Annotated in this window: 25 protein-coding genes; 15 read left to right on the top strand and 10 right to left on the bottom strand. The window is 66.3% G+C overall.

The window, feature by feature from the left end:
* The first annotated feature begins 10 nt into the window (after positions 1 to 10).
* From QUV25_RS07650 to QUV25_RS07620, 7 genes are all read left to right on the top strand, one after another.
* Positions 11 to 802 carry a xanthine dehydrogenase family protein subunit M gene (locus tag QUV25_RS07650; protein ID WP_300862905.1) on the top strand — a complete coding sequence of 264 codons (792 nt, stop codon included), beginning with the start codon at positions 11 to 13 and terminating at the stop codon, positions 800 to 802.
* Positions 795 to 1700 carry a MoxR family ATPase gene (locus QUV25_RS07645; RefSeq protein WP_300862903.1) on the top strand — a complete coding sequence of 302 codons (906 nt, stop codon included), beginning with the start codon at positions 795 to 797 and terminating at the stop codon, positions 1698 to 1700. The genes QUV25_RS07650 and QUV25_RS07645 overlap by 8 nt, the downstream gene beginning before the upstream one ends.
* A 28-nt stretch (positions 1701 to 1728) precedes the next feature.
* A complete protein-coding gene (locus tag QUV25_RS07640; RefSeq protein ID WP_300862901.1) occupies positions 1729 to 2898 on the top strand; it encodes a VWA domain-containing protein in 1170 nt (389 codons plus the stop codon).
* Positions 2899 to 2931: 33 nt separating this feature from the next.
* Positions 2932 to 3501: a CoxG family protein gene (locus QUV25_RS07635; protein WP_300862899.1), complete on the top strand. Its 570-nt coding sequence runs from the start codon at positions 2932 to 2934 to the stop codon at positions 3499 to 3501.
* A 61-nt stretch (positions 3502 to 3562) separates the two neighbouring features.
* Complete coding sequence (locus QUV25_RS07630) at positions 3563 to 4645, top strand: XdhC family protein (protein WP_300862897.1); 1083 nt, start codon at positions 3563 to 3565, stop codon at positions 4643 to 4645.
* Positions 4646 to 4654: 9 nt separating this feature from the next.
* Positions 4655 to 5311: a nucleotidyltransferase family protein gene (locus tag QUV25_RS07625; RefSeq protein WP_300862895.1), complete on the top strand. Its 657-nt coding sequence runs from the start codon at positions 4655 to 4657 to the stop codon at positions 5309 to 5311.
* A gap of 248 nt (positions 5312 to 5559) precedes the next feature.
* Positions 5560 to 6675, top strand: a complete 1116-nt coding sequence (locus tag QUV25_RS07620; RefSeq protein ID WP_300862893.1) for a helix-turn-helix domain-containing protein — start codon at positions 5560 to 5562, stop codon at positions 6673 to 6675.
* A gap of 53 nt (positions 6676 to 6728) precedes the next feature.
* On the opposite strand, the gene QUV25_RS07615 is transcribed toward QUV25_RS07620, so the two are convergent.
* Positions 6729 to 7535: a TOBE domain-containing protein gene (locus QUV25_RS07615; RefSeq protein WP_300862891.1), complete on the bottom strand. Its 807-nt coding sequence runs from the start codon at positions 7533 to 7535 to the stop codon at positions 6729 to 6731.
* A gap of 56 nt (positions 7536 to 7591) precedes the next feature.
* Between QUV25_RS07615 and modA the strand changes: the two genes are divergently transcribed.
* Genes modA through modC form a run of 3 tightly spaced genes read left to right on the top strand, consistent with a single transcriptional unit; the run spans position 7592 to position 10164 of the window.
* Positions 7592 to 8383 carry a molybdate ABC transporter substrate-binding protein gene (gene modA / locus QUV25_RS07610; RefSeq protein WP_300862889.1) on the top strand — a complete coding sequence of 264 codons (792 nt, stop codon included), beginning with the start codon at positions 7592 to 7594 and terminating at the stop codon, positions 8381 to 8383.
* Between the two features lie 3 nt (positions 8384 to 8386).
* Complete coding sequence (gene modB, locus QUV25_RS07605; RefSeq protein ID WP_300862887.1) at positions 8387 to 9058, top strand: molybdate ABC transporter permease subunit; 672 nt, start codon at positions 8387 to 8389, stop codon at positions 9056 to 9058.
* Positions 9055 to 10164 carry a molybdenum ABC transporter ATP-binding protein gene (modC, locus tag QUV25_RS07600; RefSeq protein ID WP_300862884.1) on the top strand — a complete coding sequence of 370 codons (1110 nt, stop codon included), beginning with the start codon at positions 9055 to 9057 and terminating at the stop codon, positions 10162 to 10164. Before modB ends, modC begins: the two co-directional genes overlap by 4 nt.
* On the opposite strand, the gene QUV25_RS07595 is transcribed toward modC, so the two are convergent.
* From QUV25_RS07595 to QUV25_RS07565, 7 genes are read right to left on the bottom strand one after another with little or no spacing between them, the layout of a single operon-like run.
* Positions 10139 to 10945: an ABC transporter ATP-binding protein gene (locus tag QUV25_RS07595; RefSeq protein WP_300862881.1), complete on the bottom strand. Its 807-nt coding sequence runs from the start codon at positions 10943 to 10945 to the stop codon at positions 10139 to 10141. The genes modC and QUV25_RS07595 overlap by 26 nt on opposite strands.
* Positions 10945 to 11970 (bottom strand): iron ABC transporter permease, encoded by a 1026-nt coding sequence (locus QUV25_RS07590; RefSeq protein ID WP_300862879.1) that lies wholly within the window; start codon positions 11968 to 11970, stop codon positions 10945 to 10947. Before QUV25_RS07590 ends, QUV25_RS07595 begins: the two co-directional genes overlap by 1 nt.
* Positions 11971 to 13029 (bottom strand): iron ABC transporter substrate-binding protein, encoded by a 1059-nt coding sequence (locus tag QUV25_RS07585; RefSeq protein WP_300862877.1) that lies wholly within the window; start codon positions 13027 to 13029, stop codon positions 11971 to 11973.
* Positions 13010 to 13837: a molybdate ABC transporter substrate-binding protein gene (locus QUV25_RS07580; protein ID WP_300862874.1), complete on the bottom strand. Its 828-nt coding sequence runs from the start codon at positions 13835 to 13837 to the stop codon at positions 13010 to 13012. Before QUV25_RS07580 ends, QUV25_RS07585 begins: the two co-directional genes overlap by 20 nt.
* A gap of 9 nt (positions 13838 to 13846) precedes the next feature.
* A complete protein-coding gene (locus QUV25_RS07575) occupies positions 13847 to 14626 on the bottom strand; it encodes a substrate-binding domain-containing protein (RefSeq protein ID WP_300863084.1) in 780 nt (259 codons plus the stop codon).
* A gap of 56 nt (positions 14627 to 14682) precedes the next feature.
* A complete protein-coding gene (locus QUV25_RS07570; protein ID WP_300863083.1) occupies positions 14683 to 15432 on the bottom strand; it encodes an ATP-binding cassette domain-containing protein in 750 nt (249 codons plus the stop codon).
* Positions 15433 to 15437: 5 nt separating this feature from the next.
* Entirely contained in the window at positions 15438 to 16166 is a 729-nt protein-coding gene (locus tag QUV25_RS07565; protein ID WP_300862872.1) for an ABC transporter permease, read from the bottom strand.
* 106 nt (positions 16167 to 16272) lie between these two features.
* On the opposite strand from QUV25_RS07565, the gene QUV25_RS07560 reads away from it, so the two are divergent.
* Positions 16273 to 17397 carry a substrate-binding domain-containing protein gene (locus tag QUV25_RS07560; protein WP_300862870.1) on the top strand — a complete coding sequence of 375 codons (1125 nt, stop codon included), beginning with the start codon at positions 16273 to 16275 and terminating at the stop codon, positions 17395 to 17397.
* Between the two features lie 52 nt (positions 17398 to 17449).
* On the opposite strand, the gene QUV25_RS07555 is transcribed toward QUV25_RS07560, so the two are convergent.
* Together QUV25_RS07555 and coaBC are read right to left on the bottom strand one after the other, a co-directional pair.
* Positions 17450 to 18520, bottom strand: coding sequence for an MBL fold metallo-hydrolase (locus QUV25_RS07555; RefSeq protein WP_300862868.1), 1071 nt, complete (start codon positions 18518 to 18520; stop codon positions 17450 to 17452).
* A gap of 99 nt (positions 18521 to 18619) precedes the next feature.
* Positions 18620 to 19846, bottom strand: coding sequence for a bifunctional phosphopantothenoylcysteine decarboxylase/phosphopantothenate--cysteine ligase CoaBC (gene coaBC / locus QUV25_RS07550; protein WP_300862865.1), 1227 nt, complete (start codon positions 19844 to 19846; stop codon positions 18620 to 18622).
* Between the two features lie 131 nt (positions 19847 to 19977).
* Between coaBC and QUV25_RS07545 the strand changes: the two genes are divergently transcribed.
* From QUV25_RS07545 to eno, 4 genes are all read left to right on the top strand, one after another.
* On the top strand, positions 19978 to 21648 hold the full coding sequence (locus tag QUV25_RS07545; RefSeq protein WP_300862863.1) for a CTP synthase: 1671 nt from the start codon (positions 19978 to 19980) through the stop codon (positions 21646 to 21648).
* An 11-nt stretch (positions 21649 to 21659) separates the two neighbouring features.
* Positions 21660 to 22517 carry a 3-deoxy-8-phosphooctulonate synthase gene (kdsA, locus tag QUV25_RS07540; protein WP_300862861.1) on the top strand — a complete coding sequence of 286 codons (858 nt, stop codon included), beginning with the start codon at positions 21660 to 21662 and terminating at the stop codon, positions 22515 to 22517.
* An 8-nt stretch (positions 22518 to 22525) separates the two neighbouring features.
* Positions 22526 to 22813, top strand: coding sequence for a DUF1330 domain-containing protein (locus tag QUV25_RS07535; protein WP_300862859.1), 288 nt, complete (start codon positions 22526 to 22528; stop codon positions 22811 to 22813).
* Positions 22814 to 22971: 158 nt separating this feature from the next.
* Complete coding sequence (eno, locus tag QUV25_RS07530) at positions 22972 to 24255, top strand: phosphopyruvate hydratase (RefSeq protein ID WP_300862857.1); 1284 nt, start codon at positions 22972 to 22974, stop codon at positions 24253 to 24255.
* Positions 24256 to 24355: the final 100 nt, after the last annotated feature.

Here is a 24355-nt window from a genome sequence, read left to right as displayed (position 1 = left end):
GGAGAACTCCATGTACGCATTCGCTTACGAACGTCCCGCCTCCATAGCCGACGCGCTGGCCAGGGTTTCGGCTGGCGGCCAGGCCCTGGCTGGTGGACAAACGCTGATCGCCTCGCTCAAGCAGCGCCTGGCCCAGCCCGAATCGCTGATCGACCTGGCCGGTTTGGCCGAGTTGAGTGGCATCAAAAAAGAGGGCGCCACTCTGGTCATCGGAGCCATGACCAAGCACGAAACCGTGGCCGACAGCGCCGATGTGAAGGCCCTGATTCCCGCGCTCGCCGCGCTGGCTGGGGGCATTGGCGACCGGCAGGTGCGCGCCATGGGTACGCTGGGTGGATCGGTGGCCAACAACGACCCGGCCGCCTGCTACCCCAGCGCGGTGCTGGGTCTGGGAGCCACGGTGCAAACCAACAAGCGAAAAATCGCCGCCGACGACTTTTTTCAGGGCATGTACACCACGGCGCTGGAAGAAGGCGAGCTGATCACCGCGATCCACTTTCCGGCAGCCCAGAAAGCGGCCTATGCCAAGTTCCGCCAGCCGGCTTCGCGCTTTGCGCTGGTCGGCGTGTTCGTGGCGCAAACGGCCAGTGGCGTGCGCGTGGCGATCACCGGCGCAGGCAATGGCGTGTTCCGCCACGCGGGTCTTGAAGCAGCGCTCTCCAAGAGCTTCACGCCCGAGGCGGTGGAGGGTGTGGCGATCGACGCCGGCGAGCTCAATGCCGACCTCCACGCCAGCGCCGCCTTCCGAGCGCAGCTGATCAAGGTGCAGACCCAGCGCGCGGTGCAGCAGGCCAATGGCTGACGGCAGCAACGGCTTTGCTTCCATCGACGACCTGACCCACGCCCTGCAGGGGGTGGGTTACCACGCGCCGCGCCAGCTCGCCACATCGGTGTTTCTCGCCATGAAGCTGCAGCGCCCGCTGCTGCTCGAAGGGGAGCCAGGCGTGGGCAAAACCGAGCTGGCCAAGGCGCTGGCCAAGGTGCTGGGGCGGCCGATGCTGCGCCTGCAGTGTTACGACGGCATGGAACAGCGCGAAGCGCTCTACGAGTGGAACCACACCGCGCAGCTGCTGCACATGCGCGCTGCGCAAGAAACGGTCACAGCAGATGAAATCGAGCGCGAGGTCTACCAGCCGCGCTACCTGATTCGCCGTCCCCTGTTGCAGGCGCTACAGGCGCCTGAACCAGGCGCGGTGCTGTTGATCGACGAAGTGGACCGGGCCGACGAGCCCTTCGAGGCCTTCCTGCTCGAATACCTGGGCGAATACCAGGTCACGATTCCCGAGCTGGGCACGATCAAGGCCCAGGCAGCGCCAGTCACCATCCTCACAAGCAACCGCACCCGCGATCTGAACGATGCGGTGAAACGCCGCTGTCTTTACCAGTGGATGGATTACCCCGAGCGCGAGCGCGAGCTGGCCATTGTGCAAAGCCAGGTGCCCGAAGCTGGGCCAGCGCTCACCGAACAGATCACGAAATTTGTCTCGCGTCTTCGCAGCCTGCCCTTTGCCAGCGCCTTCCAGCGCAGCCCCGGCATCGCAGAGAGCGTGGAATGGGCCAAGGCGCTGGTGGCGCTGGACACGCTCATGCTCGACCCCGAAGTGGTCCAGGACACGGCCGGTATTCTGTTCAAGCAGCGCGAAGACGTGGCCGCGCTGCTCCCGCTGATCAACGATCTGCTGCAGCCAGAGCCCGCCTGAGCGGCTGAGGCAGCAAGCGGCTTGGACCATGCGACTCGGTGACGCACGCAGCGGCAAGCTGCCCGACAACATCACCGGCTTTGGCCGAGCGCTGCGACGCGCCGGCGTGCCGGTGGACAGCAGTCGCATCGCGCTGGCCATCGATGCAGTGCGGCTGGTGGGCATCAACCGAAGAGACGATTTGCACGCAGCCCTGCGCGCTCTGCTGGTGAGCCGGCAGCAAGACATCGAGGTGTTCGACCAGCTGTTCGACGCCCTGTTTCGCAATCCCGAACTGGCGCAGCAGCTGCTGGCCCAGATGCTGCCCAAGGTGCGCCAGGGTCAGCCACCAAACCGCAAGGCGCGGGTGCAGGAAGCGCTGGCCGCCGCCAAGACCCCGGCCCAGGGACCACGCAAGGAAAGCGAGATCCGGCTCGACGCGGCCATGACCGCCAGCGACCAGCAGCGCCTGCGCCACGCCGATTTCTCAACCCTCAACGCCAGCGAGTTCCGGCTCATCGAGCGGCTGGTGCGCGAGGTGCCGCTGCCGCTTCCTCCAGTGCCCGGGCGGCGCACCCGCGCTGGCTTGCGCGGCCAGCGGCCGCACTGGGCCGCCGCGATGAACCAGGCGCGCCGCTTCGAAGGTGAGCTGCTGTGGATCCCCGGCCGCGAGCGCCGCGCGCAGCCGCTACCGCTGCTGGTGGTTGTCGATGTGTCGGGCTCTATGGAGCGCTACGCCCGGCTGCTGCTCGCGTTTCTGCACAACGCCACCCGCCACACCCCGCGCTCGGTGTTTGCCTTCGGCACCGAGCTGACCGATCTGCGCCCCGCCTTCCGCCACTGCGATACCGATCACATGCTGGAAGCGGCCAACGCACAAATCGCCGACTTCGCCAGCGGCACCCGCCTGGGCGCCTCGCTGGCCACGCTACGCGAGCGCCACGCGCGCTGCCTGATCGGGCGACGCACCGTGGTGCTGCTGATCAGCGACGGCCTGGACACCGGCGAGCCGGCTGCGCTCGATGCCGAACTCCTGTGGCTCAAACGCCATTGCCGTCAGCTGCTCTGGCTCAACCCCCTGCTGCGCTTCGATGGTTACGCGCCGCTCGCCAGTGGCGCCCAGGTGTTGCACCGCCACGCCCACGGCATGCTCGCGGTGCACAACCTCTCGCGGCTGGAAGACCTGGCGCAGGCCATGGCCCGGCTGATGAAGCGCTGAAAACCGCAGACCTTTTTTTGACGGAGACCCGCCATGGACATGCAAGGACAACGCACCCTCACCGCCAGCCAGCAGCAGGCCTGGGATGCGCTCAACAACGCCGATGTACTCAAAGCCTGCATCCCCGGCTGCGAGAAATTCGAGCCCGCCGGCGACAACGGCTATGCCGTGACCACCGCGCTGAAGATCGGGCCGGTGGCGGCCCGCTTCACCGGCAAGGTGCAGCTCACCGACATCGAGGCGCCACACCGATACAAACTCAACTTCGATGCGCAAGGCGGTGTGGCCGGCTTCGGCAAGGGTCAGTCGTCGGTCGAACTCAAACCGCTGGAAAGCGGTTGCGAGTTGCACTACACCGTGCATTCCAGTGTGGGCGGCAAGATCGCACAGATGGGACAGCGCCTGATCGATGGCGTGGCCAAGAACCTGGCCGAAGACTTTTTCAAGCGCTTCGAGGCCGAGCTTCAACTTCTATACCCAGCGCCCGAAGCTGCAACCACCTTGGCCGCGCCAGCACAGGCACCCAGCGCTGGATTGCCGGCCTGGGGCTGGGTTGCAGCCGCCGCGGCGGTGGCCGCAGCGGTCTGGTTCGCCACGCGCTGAAGCTGTTTCACATTTGCGTCCGTCCCAGCCGATCCGGCCACGGACTTTGGAGGAAACTGCCATGGAAAACCTCGATCTCACCGTGCTGCGCAGCTTGCTGCAGTGGCGATCCCAGGGGCAGCGCGCCCTGCTGGCCACCGTGGTGCGCACTTGGGGCTCATCGCCGCGTCCGGTGGGCTCTGTCATGGCGCTGTGCGAGACCGGCGCCGTGGTCGGCTCGGTCTCGGGCGGCTGCATTGAAGACGATCTGATCCACCGCTACAGCCGGGCCAACACCAGCGCCGGCGCGGCGCCATCGGCCGGCATCAGCCACGAAATCCCCAGCGGCCCGCCCAAGCGCGTAACCTACGGCGTGAGCGCCGACGAGGCACACCGCTTCGGCCTGCCCTGTGGTGGCACATTGGAGCTGCTGCTGGAGTTCAGCCCCGAGGTGGCGCCGCTGCAGGCCCTGGTGCAGGCCTTGAGCAACGGACAGCTGATGGAGCGCCAAACCGAGATCGCCACCGGGCGGGTCGTGCTGGTAGCGGCCGCCAAACCGCAAACTCTGAACGACGACGGCACTTGGCTGTGCAACTGCTTTGGTCCCGAATACCGCATGCTGCTCATCGGCGCCGGTCAGCTCACCGAATACCTGGCCACCATGGCCATGTTTTGTGGCTTCTCGGTGACCGTTTGCGACCCGCGCGAGGCCTACCGAGTCGCCTGGCAGGTGGCGGGCGCGACGCTGGACGCCGGTATGCCCGACGATGTGGTGAAGGCCTTTCTCGTCGACCGTCGAACGTGCGTGATCGCCCTCACCCACGATCCCAAGCTCGACGATCTCGCCCTGCTCGAAGCCTTGGGCAGCGAGGCGTTTTACGTCGGTGCCATTGGTTCGCGTCGCAACAACGAAGCGCGGCGAGCCCGCATGATCGAACACTTTGAGCAGACCGAAGACAGCCTGTCAGCCATGCGCGGGCCGATCGGCATTTACATCGGCAGCAAGACGCCGTCGGAGATCGCAGTCAGCGTCATGGCCGAGGTGCTGGCGGTGAAAAACGCCGTGCCGCTGCCGCGCGACATGCGAGTCGGACCTGCCAAAGAGCAGCAACTGCCCGGGGGCGGGTCGGCGGCGGCGTGCTTCACCGGATCGCACTCGGCTTGAGGTGGTGGATTGAACGCGCGCCTAGGCGTCTTGATCCTCGCGGCAGGCGCGGGCTCGCGCATGGGTGACTTGCCCAAATGCCTCATCCGCGTCGACGGTGAACCCCTTTTGATGCGCTTGCTGCGGGCGCTGGATTGCTTGCCGGTGCAACACACGGTGCTGGTGCTCGGTCACCACGCCAGTCGAATCCAGAAAGCACTGGCTCAGTGCCCCTCGCCCAGTGGGGTATCGGTGGCGCACAACCCAGCCCCTGGGGAAGACCCCGCCAGCTCGCTCCAGCTGGGACTGTGTCGGTTGTTGGAAGGGCCTGCCGATCCAGCCATCGACGCGGTGATGGTCCTGCTGGCGGATCTGCCCTTGCTCAATGGCCAAGACCTGCGCTCGGTCTGTGACGCCTTCACTGACAGCGCACGCAAACCGGCGATCCTTTGGCCCAGCGTGCAAGGCCAGCCGGGCCACCCGGTAATCTTGCGCCGCGATGTGGCGCAAGCTGTTTTGCGCCAAGGCCAGGGACTCAAGCCCTGGCGCGCACAACATCCCGAGCAAATCACCGACTGGCCAACCGACAACGATCACCATGTGCGCGACCTCGACACCCTGGCCGATCTGGATAAGCTGCGCAGGCTGACCGGCCGCACCTGGCAGCTCCCTGAATCTGATACTTAGGAGCTTGTCGGGCTTGGGGCGTCGCTAGCGAAAACCGAAGGTTTCATCAAAATCGGCCCCAGCGATGACAGTTTTCGCCAGACTTGCGGCCGACGCTCCCCAAGTCCGACGGGCTCCTAGGTAGGCTGTTCGAATCTCCCTAGGCAAACCCCACCGTCAACGACAGCTGCTCGCGCGTGCATCCCGAGCCAAGAACTGATTAAATAACGGACCGATGTGCCCGGTCCCGCCCAAGCTACTTCACGACCTTGACCACTTCCGCCCTCTCTGCCGACTCCCAGCGCATGCACCTGATCGCCACCGCTCGCGAGGCAGTCTTCCGCGCGGGCCATGTGGGCACGGTGAGCGGATTGTCGGCCGATATCGAGCGCTCCTGGCGGCGATGCCTGGCCCTGGGCCACGAGCCGCAACACGCGGTGGCCTTTGAGCCGGTATCCGATGCACAGCTCAAACGCGCCCTGGAGGCCAGCCAGCCGCTGCTGAATGTGGCGATGCCGGTGATCCACACGCTCGCGCGCGCCATGCTGCACACGCGTTACTTCGCCATCCTGACCGATGCACATGGCACAGCGCTGCAGGTGCACGGCCCGGTCGACCGGCACGATCCGGTGGCCCGGGCGATCGCACGCGTCGGGGTAGACCTGTCAGAAGCGGCGGTGGGAACCACTGCCATCGGCACCACACTGGCCGAGCAGCAGGCAGTGTGGCTTCACCGCGGCGAACACTTTTTTGACCACACCAGCATGTTCAGCTGTGCGGGCGCGCCGATCATGGGGCCCGATGGTCAGTGCGCAGGCATGCTCGACCTCACTGGCGTCAACGTGGTGGAGCAGCCCGCACTCAAGCACTTGGTCATGCAGTCAGCTCGCAGCATCGAAAACGCCATGACCCTGTCGATGCCACATCGCTGGCTGCTGCGCCTGAACTGGCCTGGCCGCGTGCTGGGCGACGACAACGATGGCCTGGTCGCAGTGGATGGTGAGGGCTTCATCACCGGCATGAACCGACCCGCACGCGACATGCTGGGCATCCACCCAGCCGCACCGCGGGGTCATTGCAGCGACGTGTTTGCGGTCGAGCCTCGCGAGCTGTTTGACGCCGCGGGTCAGCACCGCAGCGAGATGGAGGTTCCGCTCTGGTCGGGTCTGCGCCTGCAGGTGCTGGTGCAGCCACAGGCCGCCAAGGTCGAGGGCCGCAGCAGCCTGCGCAGCACCCACGCCGTGCCCCTGAAAGACCACGAGACCGCGCTCATCCGCAAGGCGGTGCAAGACGCGGGAGGCCATGTGGACGAGGCGGCGCGCGCGCTGGGCATCAGCCGCGCCACCATTTACCGCCGACTGCGCACGCGCAAACCCGGCGCCTGAACGTCCCGTCCTGCTCTGCTTCCTCGCGACTGGGCGCTGACTGCCCGAGCGCCTCAGCCAGACAGTCCAATCACCAGCGCAGCCGGCGCCATGAGGGCCCATGCCGCATCGCCAACCGCCAGCTGGCTTGGGTGATCCGCAAACCCCACCCAGTGACCACCGCCAGGCAGCGCAAGCACTGCCTCGTCGCGGGCTGCGCCCGGAGCCATGCGTTCCACTTCACCGGGCAGCACGCACCACTTGCCCGAGCGGCTTGCACCATCGCCACTGCGCTGACGGGCGGTGGCGCGCCGAACCGTCACCGCCATTGCCTTGCACATGACCAGCACCGACAGACCGGGCGCCAAGCCGAGCAGATCGGCACTCTCGCGCGTGACGCTGGCGGTGAGCACCGCGCCACCGGCGGTGCGCAGCCGCACACCCATCGCAGGGTCGTCATCGGCGCAGGCGTACAGCCCATCGACCTGGCACGGCAACTGATTGCGCATGCTGGTGCGCAGACCCAGCGCGTGGCTAAGCGAGGCCGCTCCACTCAGGCGCTGGATCACCTGGGCCCGCGCTTGCGCCAGCGCATCGGCCATCAACAGCAGCTGCTCGCCGTGTTCCGTGATCTGCGCGCCGCCACCGCCCGCGCCACCCACTGTGCGGTCCACCAGCGTGCGCCCGCTCAAGTTGCTCAAAGTGTCGATGGCCTGCCAGGCCGCCTTGTAGCTGATGCCGGTTTCACGCGCGGCCTGCGAGATCGAGCCACCCTGGGCCACGCAGCGCAAGACCTCGATGCGCTTGTCCACCGCCGGATCGCTGAGCGCCTGCGACATCGCGGGTAAAGACAGCGGCAGAGGAGTTTGGCGGCGCGGCATGGGCTGACTATACTGCTCGCTATTCCGATTTGGAATAGCGAAATCCGATCCGCCTCATGGCCCCTTCTTTCCACTCACTGGCTGCACTGCAACTCGCTCGCCGCGTGCTCTGCTGGACGGGCGCATCGCTGCTGATCTTCACGGGCACAGGTGCTCAAGCAGCTTCGGCCACGATCGCCGTGGCCGCGAATTTCGCCGAGCCCATGCGGGCGCTGGCGGCGCTGCTGGAGCAGACCACCAGCCACCGGCTGCAGATCTCCGTGGGAGCCACCGGACGGCTCTACGCGCAGATCCGCAACGGCGCGCCGTTTGATGTCTTTCTGGCCGCGGACACGCGCGCGCCGGCGCAGCTGGAAGCCGATGGCCTTGCGGTGCCCGGTACCCGCTTCACCTACGCCACCGGGCAGTTGGTGCTGTGGTCGGCGCAGAGCGGTCTGGTGGATTCGCAGGGCGCCGTGCTCAAGACCGACCGCTTTCGCAAGCTCGCTATCGCCAACCCCAAGACCGCGCCCTACGGTGCGGCGGCGTTGGAAGTGATGACCCAGCTGGGTCTGAGTGACGCGCTGACACCCAAGCTGGTGCAGGGTGAGAGCATTGGGCAGGCCTACAACTTCACATTCACTGGCAACGCCGAGCTCGGCTTTGTCGCCTTGTCGCAAGTGCTGGTAGGCGGACAGCTGAAAAGCGGCTCGATGTGGAAGGTACCCCCCGCGCTGTACACCCCGATCCGGCAAGACGCGGTGCTGCTGCAGCGCGGTGCCAGCAATGCGGCCGCACTTGCCCTTCTGGCCTTGCTGCGCAGCCCGCCGGGGCAGGCGGTGATCCAGTCCTTTGGCTATGCCGTCTGAGCCATGCTGACCGCCGGCGACCTTCAGGCCATTGCCCTCACGCTGCAGGTGGCCACCTTGACCACGCTGATCCTGCTGGTGCTGGGCGTGCCGCTGGCCTGGTGGCTGGCGCGCACACGGTCGGCCTGGCGACACCCGGTGGGGGCTCTGGTGACACTGCCCTTCGTGCTGCCGCCCTCGGTGCTGGGTTTTTATCTGCTGGTCGCCATGGGGCCCAACGGACCGCTGGGTCAGTGGACCCAGGCCATGGGTCTAGGTCTGCTCACCTTCAGCTTCGCCGGCCTGGTGCTGGCCTCGGTGATCTATTCGCTGCCCTTCATGGTGCAGCCGGTGATGAACGCGATGCAGGCGCTGGGGCCACGCCCGCTGGAGGTAGCGGCCACGCTGCGCGCCAGCCCGCTGGACCGATTTTTCACCGTGGTGCTGCCGCTGTGCAAGCCAGGACTGATCACTGGCACCGTCATGAGTTTCGCGCACACGGTGGGCGAATTCGGCGTGGTGCTCATGGTGGGCGGCAACATACCGGGCGTGACGCGCGTGGTGTCGGTGCAGCTGTACGACCATGTGGAGGCGCTGGAGTACGGCGCGGCGCACCGGCTGGCCGCCGTCTTGCTGGTGTTCGCGTTTATCGTGCTGCTGGTGCTGCAGTGGATCAACCGGCGGCGCCTGGCATGACACACGACAACGAAGCCCTGGTGTTGCAGGCGCGCTGGCAGCGCGCCGGTTTCCTGCTCGATGTGGACCTGCGCCTGCCGCCGCGCGGCGTGAGCGTGCTGTTTGGTCCCTCGGGCTCGGGCAAGACCACCTGCCTGCGCGTGCTCGCAGGACTGGAGCCGGGCGCACAGGCCTGCGTGCGCGTGGCGGGCGAAACCTGGCAGGACAGCACTGCGCGCACCTTCGTGCCACCGCACCAGCGTGCGCTGGGCTATGTGTTCCAGGAGGCCAGCCTGTTTGAAAACCTGAGCGTGGAGGACAACCTGCGCTATGGCTGGCGCCGCACGCCCGCTGGGCTGCGCCGCCACGGCTGGGACCATGGCCTCGATCTGCTGGGCATTCGCCCCCTGCTGACGCGCCGCGCCGCCGACCTCTCGGGTGGCGAACGCCAGCGCGTGGCGATCGCGCGCGCGCTGGCCACGAGTCCGCGCGTGCTGCTCATGGACGAGCCGCTCGCGGCGCTGGACGCAGCCCGCAAGGCCGACATCCTGCCCTGGCTGGAGCAACTGCACGAGCGGCTGGACATCCCGGTGGTCTACGTCACCCATTCGCCCGACGAGCTGGCCCGCCTGGCCGACCATCTGGTGCTGCTCGATGCTGGCCGCGTGGTGGCCGAGGGGCCGGTGGCTGAGCTGATGACCCGCGCCGATCTGCCGCTGGCGCGGGGCGACAACGCCGCGGCACTGATCGAGGCCGTCACCTGTGGACTGCACGCCGAGTCGGGCCTGTGCGAACTGCGTTTTGCGAGTGGCACGCTGCTGTTGCCGCAAACCCGCGCCACACCGTTACCGGACCGCACCCCGGTGCGCGTGCGCATCCAGGCGCGCGACGTGAGCATCTCGCTGCAGCGGCCCGAGCAAAGCAGCGTGCTCAACATCTTGCCAGCCACCGTGGTGGCACTGCACGACGACGGCCCCGGCCAGGTGCTGGTCACGCTGGCGCTGGGTAGCGACGACCCTGCTACCCGATTGCTGGCGCGCATCAGCCAGCTCTCGGCCCACCGACTTGCACTGCAAGCCGGCTCGCAGGTGTTTGCCCAGATCAAGGGCGTGGCGATGGTGCGCTGACGCCGCCACCCGGCAGGAACACCGGCAAGCCCCCCTGCGCATCGGGCACCGCATGCACATCAGCCCGGTAGAGGGCACGCAAAGCCCCGAGCTCGATCACATCGCATACCGGCCCGGTTGCGAGCAGACTCCCGTCGCGCATCAGCGCGGCGCGGTGGGCGTAGCGCAGTGCGTGGTTGGGGTCGTGCGTGGTGAATAGCACCGCCAGCCCTTGCTGCGCCAGCTCCCGGATGGCCTGCATCACCCGCCCCTGGTTGCCAAAATCCAGACTGGCCGTGGGCTCGTCGAGCAAGATCGCGCGCGGCTCCTGCGCGAGCGCACGCGCGATCAGCACCAGCTGGCGCTCACCACCCGAGATGCGGTGCACCGACTGCTCTGCCAGGTGGGCAATGCCCAGGCGCTGCAGCGCCGCAGCGGCCACGCTGCGGTCGTGCGCGCTGGGGCGGGCCAGCAGGCCCTGGTGTGCGGTGCGGCCCATGAGCACCATGTCGAGGGCGACAAAGCCAAAGGTGGCTTGCTGGCTCTGCGGCACGTAGGCCATCAGCCTGGCTCGTTCAGACAGGTCGTGCTCGGCCAGGGGCCGACCCGCGAGCTCGATGGTTCCTGTCCGAGGCGGCAGCAGGCCCAGCAGGGTCTTGAGCAGCGTGGTCTTGCCGCAACCATTGGGCCCCAGCAAGGCCATGACCTCGCCCGCCGCCAGCGCCAGCGACAGGTTGTGCCCCACCGTGCGCGCGCCGTATCCGACGCTCAGAGCGGTGGCCTGCAGCATCGGCACGTCCATCAGGCCCAGCCCCGGGATGCTCGGCGCAGCAGCACGATGAAAAACGGTGAGCCGATGAGCGCCGTGAGAATGCCCAGCGGGATCTCCACCGGTGCCAAGGTGCGCGCCAGGGTGTCGATGAACAACAGAAAGCCGCCGCCCAGCAAGGCCGAGGTGGGCAGCAGGCGGACAAAAGACGGCCCGACCAGAAAGCGCGCCAGATGCGGCACGATCAGCCCGACCCAGCCCACGATGCCAGCGGCCGCCACACTGGCCGCTGTCACCAGCGTGGCCGCAGCCACGATCAGCAGACGCAGGGCCGTGGTTCGCGCGCCCAGGGAGCGCGCCTCTTCTTCGGGCAGCGACATCACATCCAGCCGCCAGCGCAGCACCAGCAGGATGCCACTGCCCAGCAGCACCGGCGCGATCAGAGCGGGCAGGTCATCAACATGCGCCGCGGCCAGGCTGCCCAGCAGCCAGAAGGTCATGGCCGGCAGCTGGTTGTAGGGATCGGCGAGGTACTTCACCAGGCCAATGCCCGCGCCCAGCAAGGAGCCGATCACCACGCCGGTCAGCAGCAGCACCAGCACGGGGTCGCCCTGGCGCACCGCTGAGCCCAGGCCATACACGAGCGCCACCGCGAGCAGGCCGCCAGCGAAGGCCAGGCTCTGGATGCCCAGAATGCCGAGCGAGAAATAGATGCCCAGCACGGCGCCCAGAGCGGCGCCCGCCGAAGCGCCCAGGATGTCGGGTGAGACCAGCGGGTTGCGAAACAGCCCTTGAAAGGCGGTGCCGGCCACCGCCAGCCCGGCCCCTACCGCGATCGCTGCCAGGATGCGCGGTCCGCGGATCTGCAGCACGATGGTTTGCACCTGCTCGACCGGTGCCGGCTGCCCCTGCAACAGCGCACTGGCCAGCGCCCATAGGTCGAGCAGCGTGATGGGCGTGCGGCCCTGAGCCAGCGCAAAGAGAAGACAGGCCACCAGCACCGCCAGCGCCCACCAGCCGCCAGCGCCACTGCCTTGCGCGATGCGGAGCGCTGGCATTCAGGTGCGACCTGCCAGCACCCGGGCCACCTGCTCCGGCGTCACATCCACCTGGTAAAACAAACGGTAAAACTCGCGCGTGATCTGGCCCAGATCCTCCGGGAACAGCGCAGGGTGCACCTTGTGCCCAAGCCACCACAAGCCAGGCAGCCGGTTCACGCTGGGCGGAAAATCGACCCACCCAAACGGCAGCTTGGGGCTCAGGTGCACGCGCCCGGACTTGACCGCAGTCACGCTGCGCCACAGCGGGTTGCTGCGCACGGTTTGCGCAAAGATCTGGTCGATGGTGATGATGACCTCCGGGTCCCAGGCCAACACCTGCTCCATGGACACATTGACCAGCCCGCCGGGCACACCACCGGCCACGTTGCGGATGCCCATGAAATCCATGATCTCCACATTGATCGAGCCGCCCAGGCCAGTCTGTAAGCCCTCGGGGCCGCGCGCGTAATACACCCGGGGCTGATCGGACGACGCCACGCCCGCCATGCGCTGTCTGACTGTGCGCAAGGTCTGCTCGGCGTAGGCGCCCAGCTCAGCGGCGCGCTCGGCGCGACCGGTCAGTGCGCCCAGCAAGCGGTAGCCCTCTGCCACTGCCTCCAGACGGCCATCGAGCAGGGCGTAAGGGATGCCGGTCTGCGCTTGTACGCGATCGGCCAGCTCCACAAAAGTCTGGCGCGTCGAGCCCGCGTCCACGATCAGATCGGGCCGCAAGGCCAGCACCTGCTCCAGGTTGGCGCTGTTGCCGCGCCCAGTGAGGCGACCCACCTCCGGGCGGTCGCCCACACCGGGCAGCAGGAACTCGCGCTCGGCAGCGCGGTTGGCCCTGGGCCAGCCGATCAACAGGTCGGGCGCCAGCGTGTACAGCCAGATTGCCGCCGGCGGTCCGGCGGGAAACACGCGCTGGACTTTCGCCGGCAGGCGGATGCGGCGGTTCACCCCGTCGACCACCTCAGGCGGCGCGACCTGGGCCCAGGCCAGCGGGCAGGCAGCAGCGCCCGCCGCGAGCAAGAGTTCGCGGCGACTCCAGCCGCTTCGCTCAGGGCTGGTCAAACCCATAGCGGGCAAAGATCGCCTGCGCCCAGGGCGCCAGCAGCATCTGGGCAAACGCCTGGGCCGATGCCGGTGCGCCCTGGCGCACGGTCACGCCATAGGCCGCACCCACCTGCAGCGCCGGCGGCACCGACACCACCTTCAGCCGCGGCACTTCCTGGCGGGCCGCCACCGCATTGGTGCAGTAGGTGAGGAACACGTCGGCCTGGCCCTGGTCCATCACCCAGGCGTAGGTGCCGCGGCCAGCAGGTGCCTTGGGAGATGTCGGTCCGCCGGTGAGTTGCAGCGCCTTCGCGTCGAGCGTGGCGTAGGCGCCCGGCTTCACGGCGTCGGCCTTGCGAAACAAGGCCCAGGCGTAGTCGCCCGAGGGATCCGCCTTGGGCGTGGAGGTGCCGACGCGGGTGGCCGGGTCGAGCAACACCTCCAGCAAGTTTTGCGGTGTGGCTGTGACGCGGTCGCTGGTGAGCGCGCACAGGCTGTTGCGCACAAACACCTGGTGCGGCGCCCAGCCACCCGCCTCGACCAGGCGCTGCGGGTGCGCGGTGTTGGCCGAGGCAAACACCACAGCAGCTTCGCCCTTTTCGATGCGTTCACGCAGCAGGCCCGAAGCACCGAAGGTCAGCGCCACCTGCTGCCCTGCACGCTGTTCGTGCTCGCGCGCGATCTCGGTCAGCACCTCGCGCAGGCTGCCGGCGGCGTAGACCGGAATGGCCACGGTGGTCGGCGCCGCCTCAGTGGCCATCGGGCCGGAAACGGCGCAAGCCGTCAGACCCAGCGCCGCCACCAAAGGCCAAAGCAGAGATGTTCGGCCCATGGCACACCATCACTTGGTGGCGTTGGGGAAGAACAGCTGCTCGCCACCGATCTTGTAGCTGGCGATCACTGCCTGCCCTGCTGGGCCAGTGACCCAGTCCACAAATTTCTGACCTTCGGCGGTCTTGACCTGCGGGTGCTTGGCCGCGCTGACCAGCATGATGCCGTACTGGTTGAACAAGCGCTTGTCGCCTTCCACCAGGATGGTGAGGTCGGCGCGGTTCTTGAAGTTGAGCCATGTCGCGCGGTCGGTGAGCACGTAGGCGCCGCTGCTGGATGCAATGTTGAGCGCGGGACCCATGCCACATCCACATTCCTTGTAGCCGCTGCCTTTGTTCGCGTCGGTGTCGGTCATTTTCCAGAAGCGCAGCTCGGCCGCGTGGGTGCCGCTCTTGTCGCCTCGCGAGATGAAGGGCGCGCTGGTGCTCGCCACCTTCTTGAGCGCAGCTACGATGTCGCTGCCTTTGGTCTGGGCAGGATCCGCCTTGGGTCCGACCAGCACGAAGTCGTTGTACATCACGTCCTGGCGCTTGGCGGCAAAGCCGTCGGCCACAAACAGTTCTTCCTTGACCTTGTCGTGCACGAACAGCACGTCGGCGTCGCCCCGGCGCGCGGTGTCGATGGCCTGACCAGTGCCCAGGGCCACCACTTTCACGTCGATACCGCTGGCCTTCTTGAACTCAGGCAGCATGTGCGAAAACAGGCCTGACTGCTCGGTGGAGGTGGTGGACGCCACCACGATGCTTTGCGCCATGACCGCGGCGCTGGCCATCGCACCCGCCACACCCATGATCGCCACCGAGAGGCTGCGCCCCAGAAAAGACACGACAGGTTTTGATGCAGATTTCACAGACTTTCTCCTTGGACAAAAAGATGTGCACTGGGGCAGGCGCCCTCCAGGCACTCGTGGTTGAAAAACTCGTGGACCGGCAGGTCGGCCAGCAGCCGACCCTGTTCCAGGTAAATCACGCGGCTGGCCAGGCGTTTGACCTGGCCCAGGTTGTGGCTGGCGAACACCAGCGTGGTCGGGGGGCCTTCGCCGCTGTCGCCGCAAAAGTCCTGGATCAGTGCTTCCACTTCGCGCTTGGCGTGCGGGTCCAGACTGGCGGTGGGCTCGTCCAGCAGCCACACCGAGGGCTTGAGCGCCCAGGCTCGGGCGAGCGCCAGGCGTTGCTGTTGTCCGCCCGAGAGGGCGCGGCCATTGCGCTGTGCCAGGTCGGCCATACCCACCCGCTCCAGCGCGACCAGCGCCAGCGCACAGGCCTCGCGCCAGGGAACACCCTGCAGGCGAAGACCCAGCGCGATGTTGCGCTGCGCGCTCAGGCGCAACAGGTGCGGCCGCTGGAACAGCATGGCCACGCGAACATGCGAAGGCCGGTGCAGGCTGCCCTGGGCGAGCGATTGCAGACCATGCAGCGCGCGCAGCAGCGTGCTCTTGCCGCAACCGTTGGCGCCCACCAGCGCCACGCGCTCTCCCTCGCGGATGCAAAGATCGACGCTTTGCAGCGCCACCACGCGCCCAGAGGCGCCCAGGCGAACCTGAGCTTGCTGGAGTTCAAGGCAAACCGGGCTCTGGATGCCTGGCGCCGGAGGCATGCCAGTCATGCGGGTATCGCCACCAGGCTCACACCGTCGGCGCGCTCTCGCCAGCGCCGAAGCAGCGAGACCAGGGCATTGAGCGCGAGTACCACCGTCAACAGCACCAGCCCCAAGCCCAGCGCCAGCGGCAAGTCACCCTTGCTGGTTTCCAGCGCGATGGCGGTGGTCATGACGCGGGTGAAACCCTCGATGTTGCCGCCCACGATCATCACCGCGCCGACCTCGGACACGGCGCGGCCAAAGGCGGTGATCAGTACCGTGAGCAAGGCGTAGCGCTCGTCCCAGGCCAGCAGCACGGAGCGCAGGCCGGTGCCTGCACCCAGTGAGCGCAGCTGTTCGCCGTGGCTGTTTTCGGCGTCTTCGACCACCTGACGGGTGAGCGCGGTCACCAGCGGCAGCACCAGCAGCGCCTGCGCCAGCACCATGGCCTGGAAGCTGAACAGCCAGCCCAGAAAGCCCAGCGGACCCGAGCGCGACAGCAGCAGGTACACCACCAGACCCACCACCACCGAGGGCACGGCCAGCGACGTGTTGAGCACCGTGAGCACTGCGCCGCGTCCACGAAAGCGCACCGTGGCCAGCCAGGCTCCGAGCAAAAGACCCAGACCGCTGGCCAGCGCACAGGCGGTGGCGCTGACGGCCAGCGAGCGCCCGACCACGGTCCAGAGCCCGGGGTCGCCCGAGCTCACCATCTGCAGGGCCGTGACGACGCTGTCCGAGAACGTGTTCATGTTGCGTTGCAGCTTAGCGGCAACACCCTCCTCTGCGAGTACGTACAGACACGGTATGAAGCGCCGTGCATAGGCCCGCTGCGCCGCTTCAGGCACACTGCGCGGCATGCGACGAATCGCCCTGTCCTACGCCATCGTGCCCGAACAGCCGGAGCGCCCGACCCAACCGGTGCTGCTGCGCAATCCCATGATGGACGTGTTGCACGCGGTGCGCGAGCAGGGTTCGATCTCGGCAGCGGCGCGCCAGCTCAACCTCTCGTACCGGCACGTGTGGGGGCAGCTCAAGGCCTGGGAAGCCGAGCTCGGGCAGGAGCTGCTGCTGTGGGAACGTGGTCGAGCAGCCCTGCTCAGCCCACTGGGCGAACGCCTGCTCATGGCCGAGCGGCTGGCGCAAGCCCGGCTGGGACCCCAGATGGAAAGCCTGCGGGCCGAGCTGGAGCGCGCCTTTGCACTCGCCTTTACCGATCCGCAAGCGGGCAGTTCACCGACCTCGCTCACCCTCTACGCCAGCCACGACCACGCGCTCGGCGAACTGCAGGACCTGGCCGCGCGAAAGGACGCCCAACACGCAGACCGGACCTTGCACCTCGACATCCGCTTTTGCGGCAGCGTGGACGCGATCCGCGCGCTCAACGAAGGTCGCTGTTCGCTCGCGGGCTTTCACACCCAGCCCTTTGCCGACGCCGGCAGCCTGAGCGCGCGCACCTACCGCCCATTGCTCAAACCCGGCCTGCACAAGATCATCGGATTTGCCCGGCGCTCCCAGGGCCTGATGGTGGCTGCGGGCAATCCGCTGCGGCTGCGCGACATCGGCGACGTGGCGCGGCTGCAAGCCCGTTTTGTGAACCGCGCCAAGGGCACCGGCACGCGGTTGCTGCTCGACGAGCTGCTGGCGCAGGCCCAGCTCGACCCGATCGACCTGCCCGGCTTTGATCGCGAAGAGCGCTCCCATGCAGCAGTGGCGCAGGCGGTGGCCAGCGGCGAAGCGGACGTGGGCCTGGGCACCGAATACGCAGCGCGCAGCCAGGGCCTGGACTTCGTGCCGCTGACTCACGAGCGTTACTTGCTGGTTTGCCTGAAATCGGCACTCGATACGCCACCCGTGCAGCGTCTGCTCAGCGTGCTGCGAAGCCACACCTGGCAGGCACATCTGAACCAGCTGCCCGGCTATGTGAGCGACCACAGCGGCGAGGTGGCGGCGATGAAACGGCTGCTGCCCTGGTGGCGGTAGCCGAACCGACGGCGATCACCGGCCACCGCCGGTCATCAGCGAAGGAGACTCTTCAGAAGGCTTCCTTCTCCGCTTCAAGGTAGGCCAGACTGGTGTACTTGCCGATGTTGCTGTCAAAGCCATCCATGGTCTTGGCCCGGCTGGCCACACGGGGATCGCTCAGCACGCGGGACTTGGCACCCTCGAGCGGAAAGCCCTCCTTCACCGCCTCGACGCAGGGCTCGTAGATGCCCCGCATGAAAAGCCCGTAGTCGTCGAGCAATGTCTTGCTGCCGCACCCATGCCCAGGAAGCCAGAACTGGTCTCCCGCGGCTTTCTTGATTGCGTCGTAATACCTGAAGGTCCCCACATAGGAGCCGTCATCCATGTTGGCAATGCGGTTCTCCATCGCAATGTCACCCACGTAGGTGAGCTTGTCCTGCACGACTTCGAAGCAAAGATCGGACGGGGTGTGCGCACGACCGTAGTGGTGCAGCCTGATCTGCACGTCACCGTAGTCGAAGACCTGGCCGTGCTCCACCGTCCGGTTGGGTGCAACCACCCGGGTCCCCAGGGTCGCCTGGTTGGTCCAGCGCTCCATGAGGCTGCGCCAGAGGTTCCCTTCGTTGCCCTGGATCTGCTCGCGCGTGTGAGCCAGCGCGTGGATGGGAAGATCATTGCCGAAGGCCTCGACAAAGGCATGGTTGCCCAGCCAGTGGTCGCCGTGGTAGTGGCTGTTGAACACAGCGATGACTGGCTTGGGCGTCACCGTTTTGATCATGCGGATCGCCATCTGTCCGATCTGCAGCGATGCTCCCGTATCCAGCATCACCACGCCCTTCTGGGTGAGCACAAACACGATGCTGGCCATCAGGCCCTGGTTCTCTGCAGTGGGAAAACCATCCTTGGCGTAGACCATCCAGACATGCGGCGAAAGCTGCTCGGGCTTCACGTCAGGGACAGGCGGACCCTCGATGAAGTCCTGCATCTGCTGGGCGAACAGCCGCACCTCGGGAACCATCGCCAGACCCGCTGCCCCCAGGCCCAGCCCTCCAGCCATGCGCAACCAGCTGCGACGGGTATTCGCCGTGCTGCCCGGGGTTTGGGGTTCCGCTGCAGCGGACGGCGTCTGACGCGATTTCATGGCTTGCCTTCGGAAACAGGACTTTAAAATAAGCAATTACTTATATTAATCATAAGACGAGCTCCCACCGAGTGCAAGCACAGGGGCATCACCGCGGACTCAGGCCGGCAAGCGGCGGGCGATCTCGGCCACCAGTTGGCGGGCCAAGTGCAGTTTGTCGGCGCGGGGCAGGTCGGTGCTGCCCTGGGCATCGACCAGCAGCAAGGCGTTTTCGTCCTGCCCGAAGGTGTCGGGGCCGATGTTGCCCACCAGCAGGGGTACGCCTTTGCGCTCGCGCTTTTTTTGAGCCTGGGCCAGCAGGTCCTGACTTTCTGCGGCAAAGCCCACGCAATACAGAAGTCCACTGCGTGCCCGGGCACCTGATGCAATTTCGGCCAGGATGTCGGGGTTCTCCACAAATGCCATGGCCGGGGGCTGACCCGATCCGTCTTTCTTGATCTTCTGCGACGCCGGCACCGCCGGGCGCCAGTCGGCCACCGCAGCGGCTGAAATGAACACCGTGGCGGTCTGGGCCAGAAGGTGCAGCGATTTCTGCATGTTCAGCGCCGACTTCACGTTGATGCGACCCACGCCACGCGGCGTGGGCAGCGCAACTGGTCCGGCCACCAGGGTCACGTGGGCCCCGGCCTCGTGGGCAGCGCGCGCAATGGCGAAACCCATCTTGCCGCTGGAGAGGTTGGTGATACCGCGCACTGGGTCGATGGCCTCATAGGTCGGGCCGGCGCTGATCAGCACATGCTGTCCGGCCAGCACCTTGGGTGTGAAGAAGCGAACCAGTTCGTACTGCAGCTCTTCGGGTTCGAGCATTCGGCCATCACCGGTCTCGCCACAGGCCTGGTCGCCCGCGCCGACATCGAGCACCATGGTGCCGTCGGCGCGCAGTTGCTCCACGTTGCGTTGAGTGGCGGGATGCGCCCACATTTCTCGGTTCATGGCCGGCGCCAGGATGAGCGGCACCTTGTCCAGAGGCCGAGCCAAGCACATCAGGCTCAACAAGTCGTCGGCCCGGCCGTGCAGCAGCTTGGCCATGAAATCGGCACTGGCTGGCGCAATCAGAATGGCGTCGGCCTCGCGGCTGAGGTTGATGTGGGGCATGTTGTTGTCCACCCCGCCGGAGGTGCGCGCGTCCCACTGCGAGGTGAACACCGGCCGCCCCGAAAGCGCCTGCAGCGTCACCGCCGTGATGAACTGCTCGGCGGCCTCAGTCATGACCACCTGCACCGTGGCGCCCTGCTTGATCAGCGAGCGGCACAATTCAGCGGCCTTGTAGCAGGCGATACCGCCTGAAAGGCCCAGGACGATGTGTTTTCCAGCGAGATCGATCATGGCCGCAATGTAGCAGCGTTGGGGCCCGGCGGGTTCACCGCACCCGCCCGGCGGACGGCTCAGGAGCCTCCAGGACCGGCCCTCTATAATTCCCATTTCCACCTCCTGCGAGCGACCCGCTCGCCCGAGTCATGACCAAATTTGTGTTCGTCACCGGCGGTGTGGTGTCCTCCCTGGGCAAAGGCATCGCCTCCGCATCCCTGGCCGCGATCCTTGAATCGCGCGGCCTCAAAGTCACCCTCATCAAGCTCGACCCGTACATCAACGTGGACCCGGGCACCATGTCGCCGTTCCAGCACGGCGAGGTGTTCGTCACCGACGACGGCGCCGAGACCGACCTGGATCTGGGCCATTACGAGCGTTTCATCGAAACGCGCATGAAGAAGACCAACAACTTCACCACCGGCAAGATCTACCAGTCGGTGCTGGAAAAAGAGCGCCGGGGCGACTACCTCGGCAAGACGGTTCAGGTGATCCCGCATATCACCAACGAAATCCAGGAATTCATCAAGCGCGGCGCCGGCATCGGCACGCCCGATGCGGTGGACGTGGCCATCGTCGAGATCGGCGGCACGGTGGGTGACATCGAGTCCCTGCCTTTCCTGGAAGCGGTGCGCCAGATGAGCCTGCGCATGGGTCCGAACAACTCGGCCTTCGTGCACCTGAGCTACGTGCCCTGGATCGCCGCCGCGGGCGAACTGAAGACCAAACCGACCCAGCACACCGCCAAAGAGCTGCGCGCCATCGGCATCCAGGCCGATGCCCTGCTCTGCCGCGCCGACCGCCGCATTCCGGATGAGGAACGGGCCAAGATTTCGCTGTTCTCCAACGTGCCTGAGTGGGGCGTGATCTCCATGTGGGATGTGGACACCATCTACAAGGTACCGCGCATCCTCCACGAGCAAGGCCTGGACGGCCTGATCTGCGACAAGCTGCGCCTGAACACGCCGCCAGCGAACCTCAAGCGCTGGGACGATCTGGTCTACGAGGTCGAGCATCCGCAGCACACGGCGCACATCGCCATGGTCGGCAAGTACGTCGACCTGTCGGACAGCTACAAATCGCTCAATGAAGCGCTGCGACACGCAGGCATGAAAAACCACGCCAAGGTGCAGATCGACTACATCGACTCCGAGACGCTCACCCCCGACAACGTGGCACGCACGCTGGGTCGTTTCGACGCCATCCTGGTGCCGGGCGGCTTCGGCAAGCGTGGCATCGAAGGCAAGATCTGCGCAGCACAGTACGCCCGCGAGCACCAGGTGCCTTACCTCGGCATCTGCCTGGGCATGCAGGTCGCCACGATCGAGTATGCGCGCCACGTGGCGGGCCTCAAGGGGGCCAACAGCACCGAGTTCGAACCGAACACGCCGCACCCGGTGATCGCGCTGATCGACGAATGGCAGGACGCCGACGGCTCGATCCAGAAGCGCAACGCCAACTCCGACCTTGGCGGCACCATGCGCCTGGGCGCACAGGCGTCTGATGTGTCGCCCGACACCCTGGCCCACCAGATCTATGGCCCAGTGGTCACCGAGCGCCACCGCCACCGCTACGAGGCCAACGAACACTACCTGGACCGGCTGCGCGAAGCCGGCCTGGTGATCTCGGCACTGACTCAGCGCGAGCACCTGACCGAAATGGTCGAGCTGCCGCATGACGTTCACCCCTGGTATGTCGGCGTGCAGTTCCACCCCGAGTTCAAATCCACTCCCTGGAATGGACATCCGCTGTTCAATGCGTACATCCGTGCCGCGCTGGACCACCACGGTCAGCAGCACCAGCTCAAGGCCGTGGCCTGATCGGACACCGCATGCAACTCTGTGGCTTCGATGTCGGACTTGATCAGCCGTTCTTCCTGATCGCCGGCACCTGCTCCATCGAAGGTCAGCAGATGTCGCTCGACGTCGCTGGCCAGCTCAAGGACATCTGTGCGGAATTCGCCATCCCGCTCATCTACAAGGGCTCGTTCGACAAGGCCAACCGGTCTTCCGGCAGCACCCAGCGCGGCCTGGGCCTGGACGCAGGGCTGAAGATCCTGGATGAGGTGCGTCGCCAGACTGGCCTGCCGGTCCTAACCGACGTGCACGAGTCATCGCAAGTGGCCGAGGTCGCCAGCGTGGTGGATGTGCTGCAGACCCCCGCGTTTCTGTGCCGGCAGACCGACTTCATCCGCGCAGTGGCCCAGTCGGGAAAGCCAGTGAACATCAAAAAGGGACAGTTTCTCGCTCCCTGGGACATGAAGAACGTGATCGACAAGGCGCGCACCGCCGCAAGAGAAGCCGGTCTGTCCGAAGACCGCTTCCTGGCCTGCGAACGCGGTGTGAGTTTTGGCTACAACAACCTGGTGGCCGATATGACCAGCCTGGCCGAGATGCGCAAGTCCGGCGCACCGGTGGTGTTCGACGTGACCCACTCGGTGCAAAAGCCCGGCGGGCAAGGGACCAGCAGCGGCGGAGCCCGCGAGATGGTGCCGGTGCTGGCCAGGGCGGGTGTGGCTGCCGGGGTGGCAGGCCTGTTCATGGAAACGCACCCGAATCCTGGCGAAGCCTGGTCCGACGGGCCCAACGCGGTGCCGCTCAAGCACATGAAGGCCCTACTGGAATCGCTGTTGGCACTGGACCGTGTGGTCAAGCGCCAGCCGCTGCTGGAAAACCACTTCAACACCTGAAAGACAACATGCCCGCTTACATCATTGCCGAGGTGACCATCACCAACCCCGACCAGATGGCCAAGTACCGCGAGTGGAGCACCCGCGCCATGCAGGAGCACGGCGCCGAGGTGCTCGTGCGCGGTGGCCGGATAGTGCCGCTGGAGGAAGGCTGGACGCCGGAGCGGATCGTGGTGCTGAAGTTCAAGGATCTTCCCTCCGCCGAGGCCTATTACCACTCCGAAACCTACACCCGCGCGCGCCAGGTGCGCGAGGGTGCGGGCTCCATCCGCATGATTGCGGTGGAAGGCGTGTGAGGATGAAGCCCCCCTGCGCCGCTTCGCGTCTTCCCCCAAGGGGGACGCGCCCTGTGGCCCGGCAGAGCCGGTTCCACGGGTGCCCTGGATGGAAGCAGTCGCGTCGGTCAAGGACTTTGCCGTCGATTTTTTGTTTTTGATTTCCAAAGGTAGAACACATGAGTGCAATCGTTGACATCGTTGGCCGCGAGATTCTGGACAGCCGAGGCAACCCCACCGTCGAATGCGACGTGCTGCTGGAGAGCGGCGTGATGGGCCGTGCGGCCGTGCCATCGGGCGCATCCACTGGCTCTCGCGAGGCCATCGAGTTGCGCGACGGCGACAAGAGCCGATACCTGGGCAAGGGCGTGCTCAAAGCGGTGGAACACATCAACACCGAGATCAGCGAGTCCGTGCTGGGACTGGATGCGTCCGAGCAGGCCTTTCTGGACAAAACGCTGATCGATCTGGATGGCACCGACAACAAAGGGCGCCTGGGTGCCAACGCCATGCTGGCCGTCTCGATGGCAGTGGCCCGGGCCGCGGCTGAAGAAGCCGGCCTGCCGCTGTACCGCTACTTCGGCGGCATGAGCGCAGTGCAGATGCCGGTGCCCATGATGAACGTGGTCAACGGCGGCGCGCACGCCAACAACAACCTCGACCTCCAGGAACTCATGATCATTCCGGTGGGCGCGCCAAGCTTTCGCGAAGCCGTGCGCTGGGGTGCCGAGGTGTTCCATGCGCTCAAGAAGATCATCCACGACAAAGGCATGAGCGTGGCAGTAGGTGATGAAGGTGGCTTTGCCCCCAACGTGGCCAATCACGAGGCCGCCATCCAGATGATCCTGGAAGCCATCGCCAACGCGGGCTACACACCAGGTGAACAGATCGCCCTCGGCCTGGACTGCGCGGCCAGCGAGTTCTACAAGGACGGCAAGTACCACCTGGAAGCCGAAGGGCTGACGCTTTCTGCCGAAGAGTGGACCAACATGCTGGCAACCTGGGTCGACAAGTACCCCATCATCAGCATCGAAGACGGCATGGCCGAAGGCGACTGGGATGGCTGGAAACACCTGACCGAGCGGCTGGGCAAGCAGGTGCAGCTGGTGGGTGACGACCTGTTCGTCACCAACACCAAGATCCTGAAAGAAGGCATTCAGAAGGGCGTGGGCAATTCGATCCTGATCAAAATCAACCAGATCGGTACGCTCACCGAAACCTTTGCGGCCATCGAGATGGCCAAGCGCGCCGGCTACACCGCCGTGATCTCGCACCGCTCGGGCGAAACCGAAGACAGCACCATCGCCGACATTGCCGTGGGCACCAACGCCGGCCAGATCAAGACCGGCTCGCTCAGCCGCTCGGACCGCATGGCCAAGTACAACCAGCTGCTGCGCATCGAGGAAGACCTGGGCGACGTGGCGGTGTACCCGGGGCGCGACGCGTTCTACAACTTGAAGTGAACATGGCCCCCACGCTCAACCGCTGCGCGGGTCGCTGCCCCCCAAGGGGGAGCCACACCAGTGGCCCGGCAAAGCCGGTTCCACGGTGTGTGCTGGTGGA

It is taken from the genome of Hydrogenophaga sp. (assembly GCF_030373245.1).
Classification (GTDB): Bacteria; Pseudomonadota; Gammaproteobacteria; order Burkholderiales; family Burkholderiaceae_C; genus Hydrogenophaga.
The sequence above is the reverse complement of the archived record's forward strand: the minus strand, read 5'-3'. Positions and strand labels throughout refer to the sequence as shown.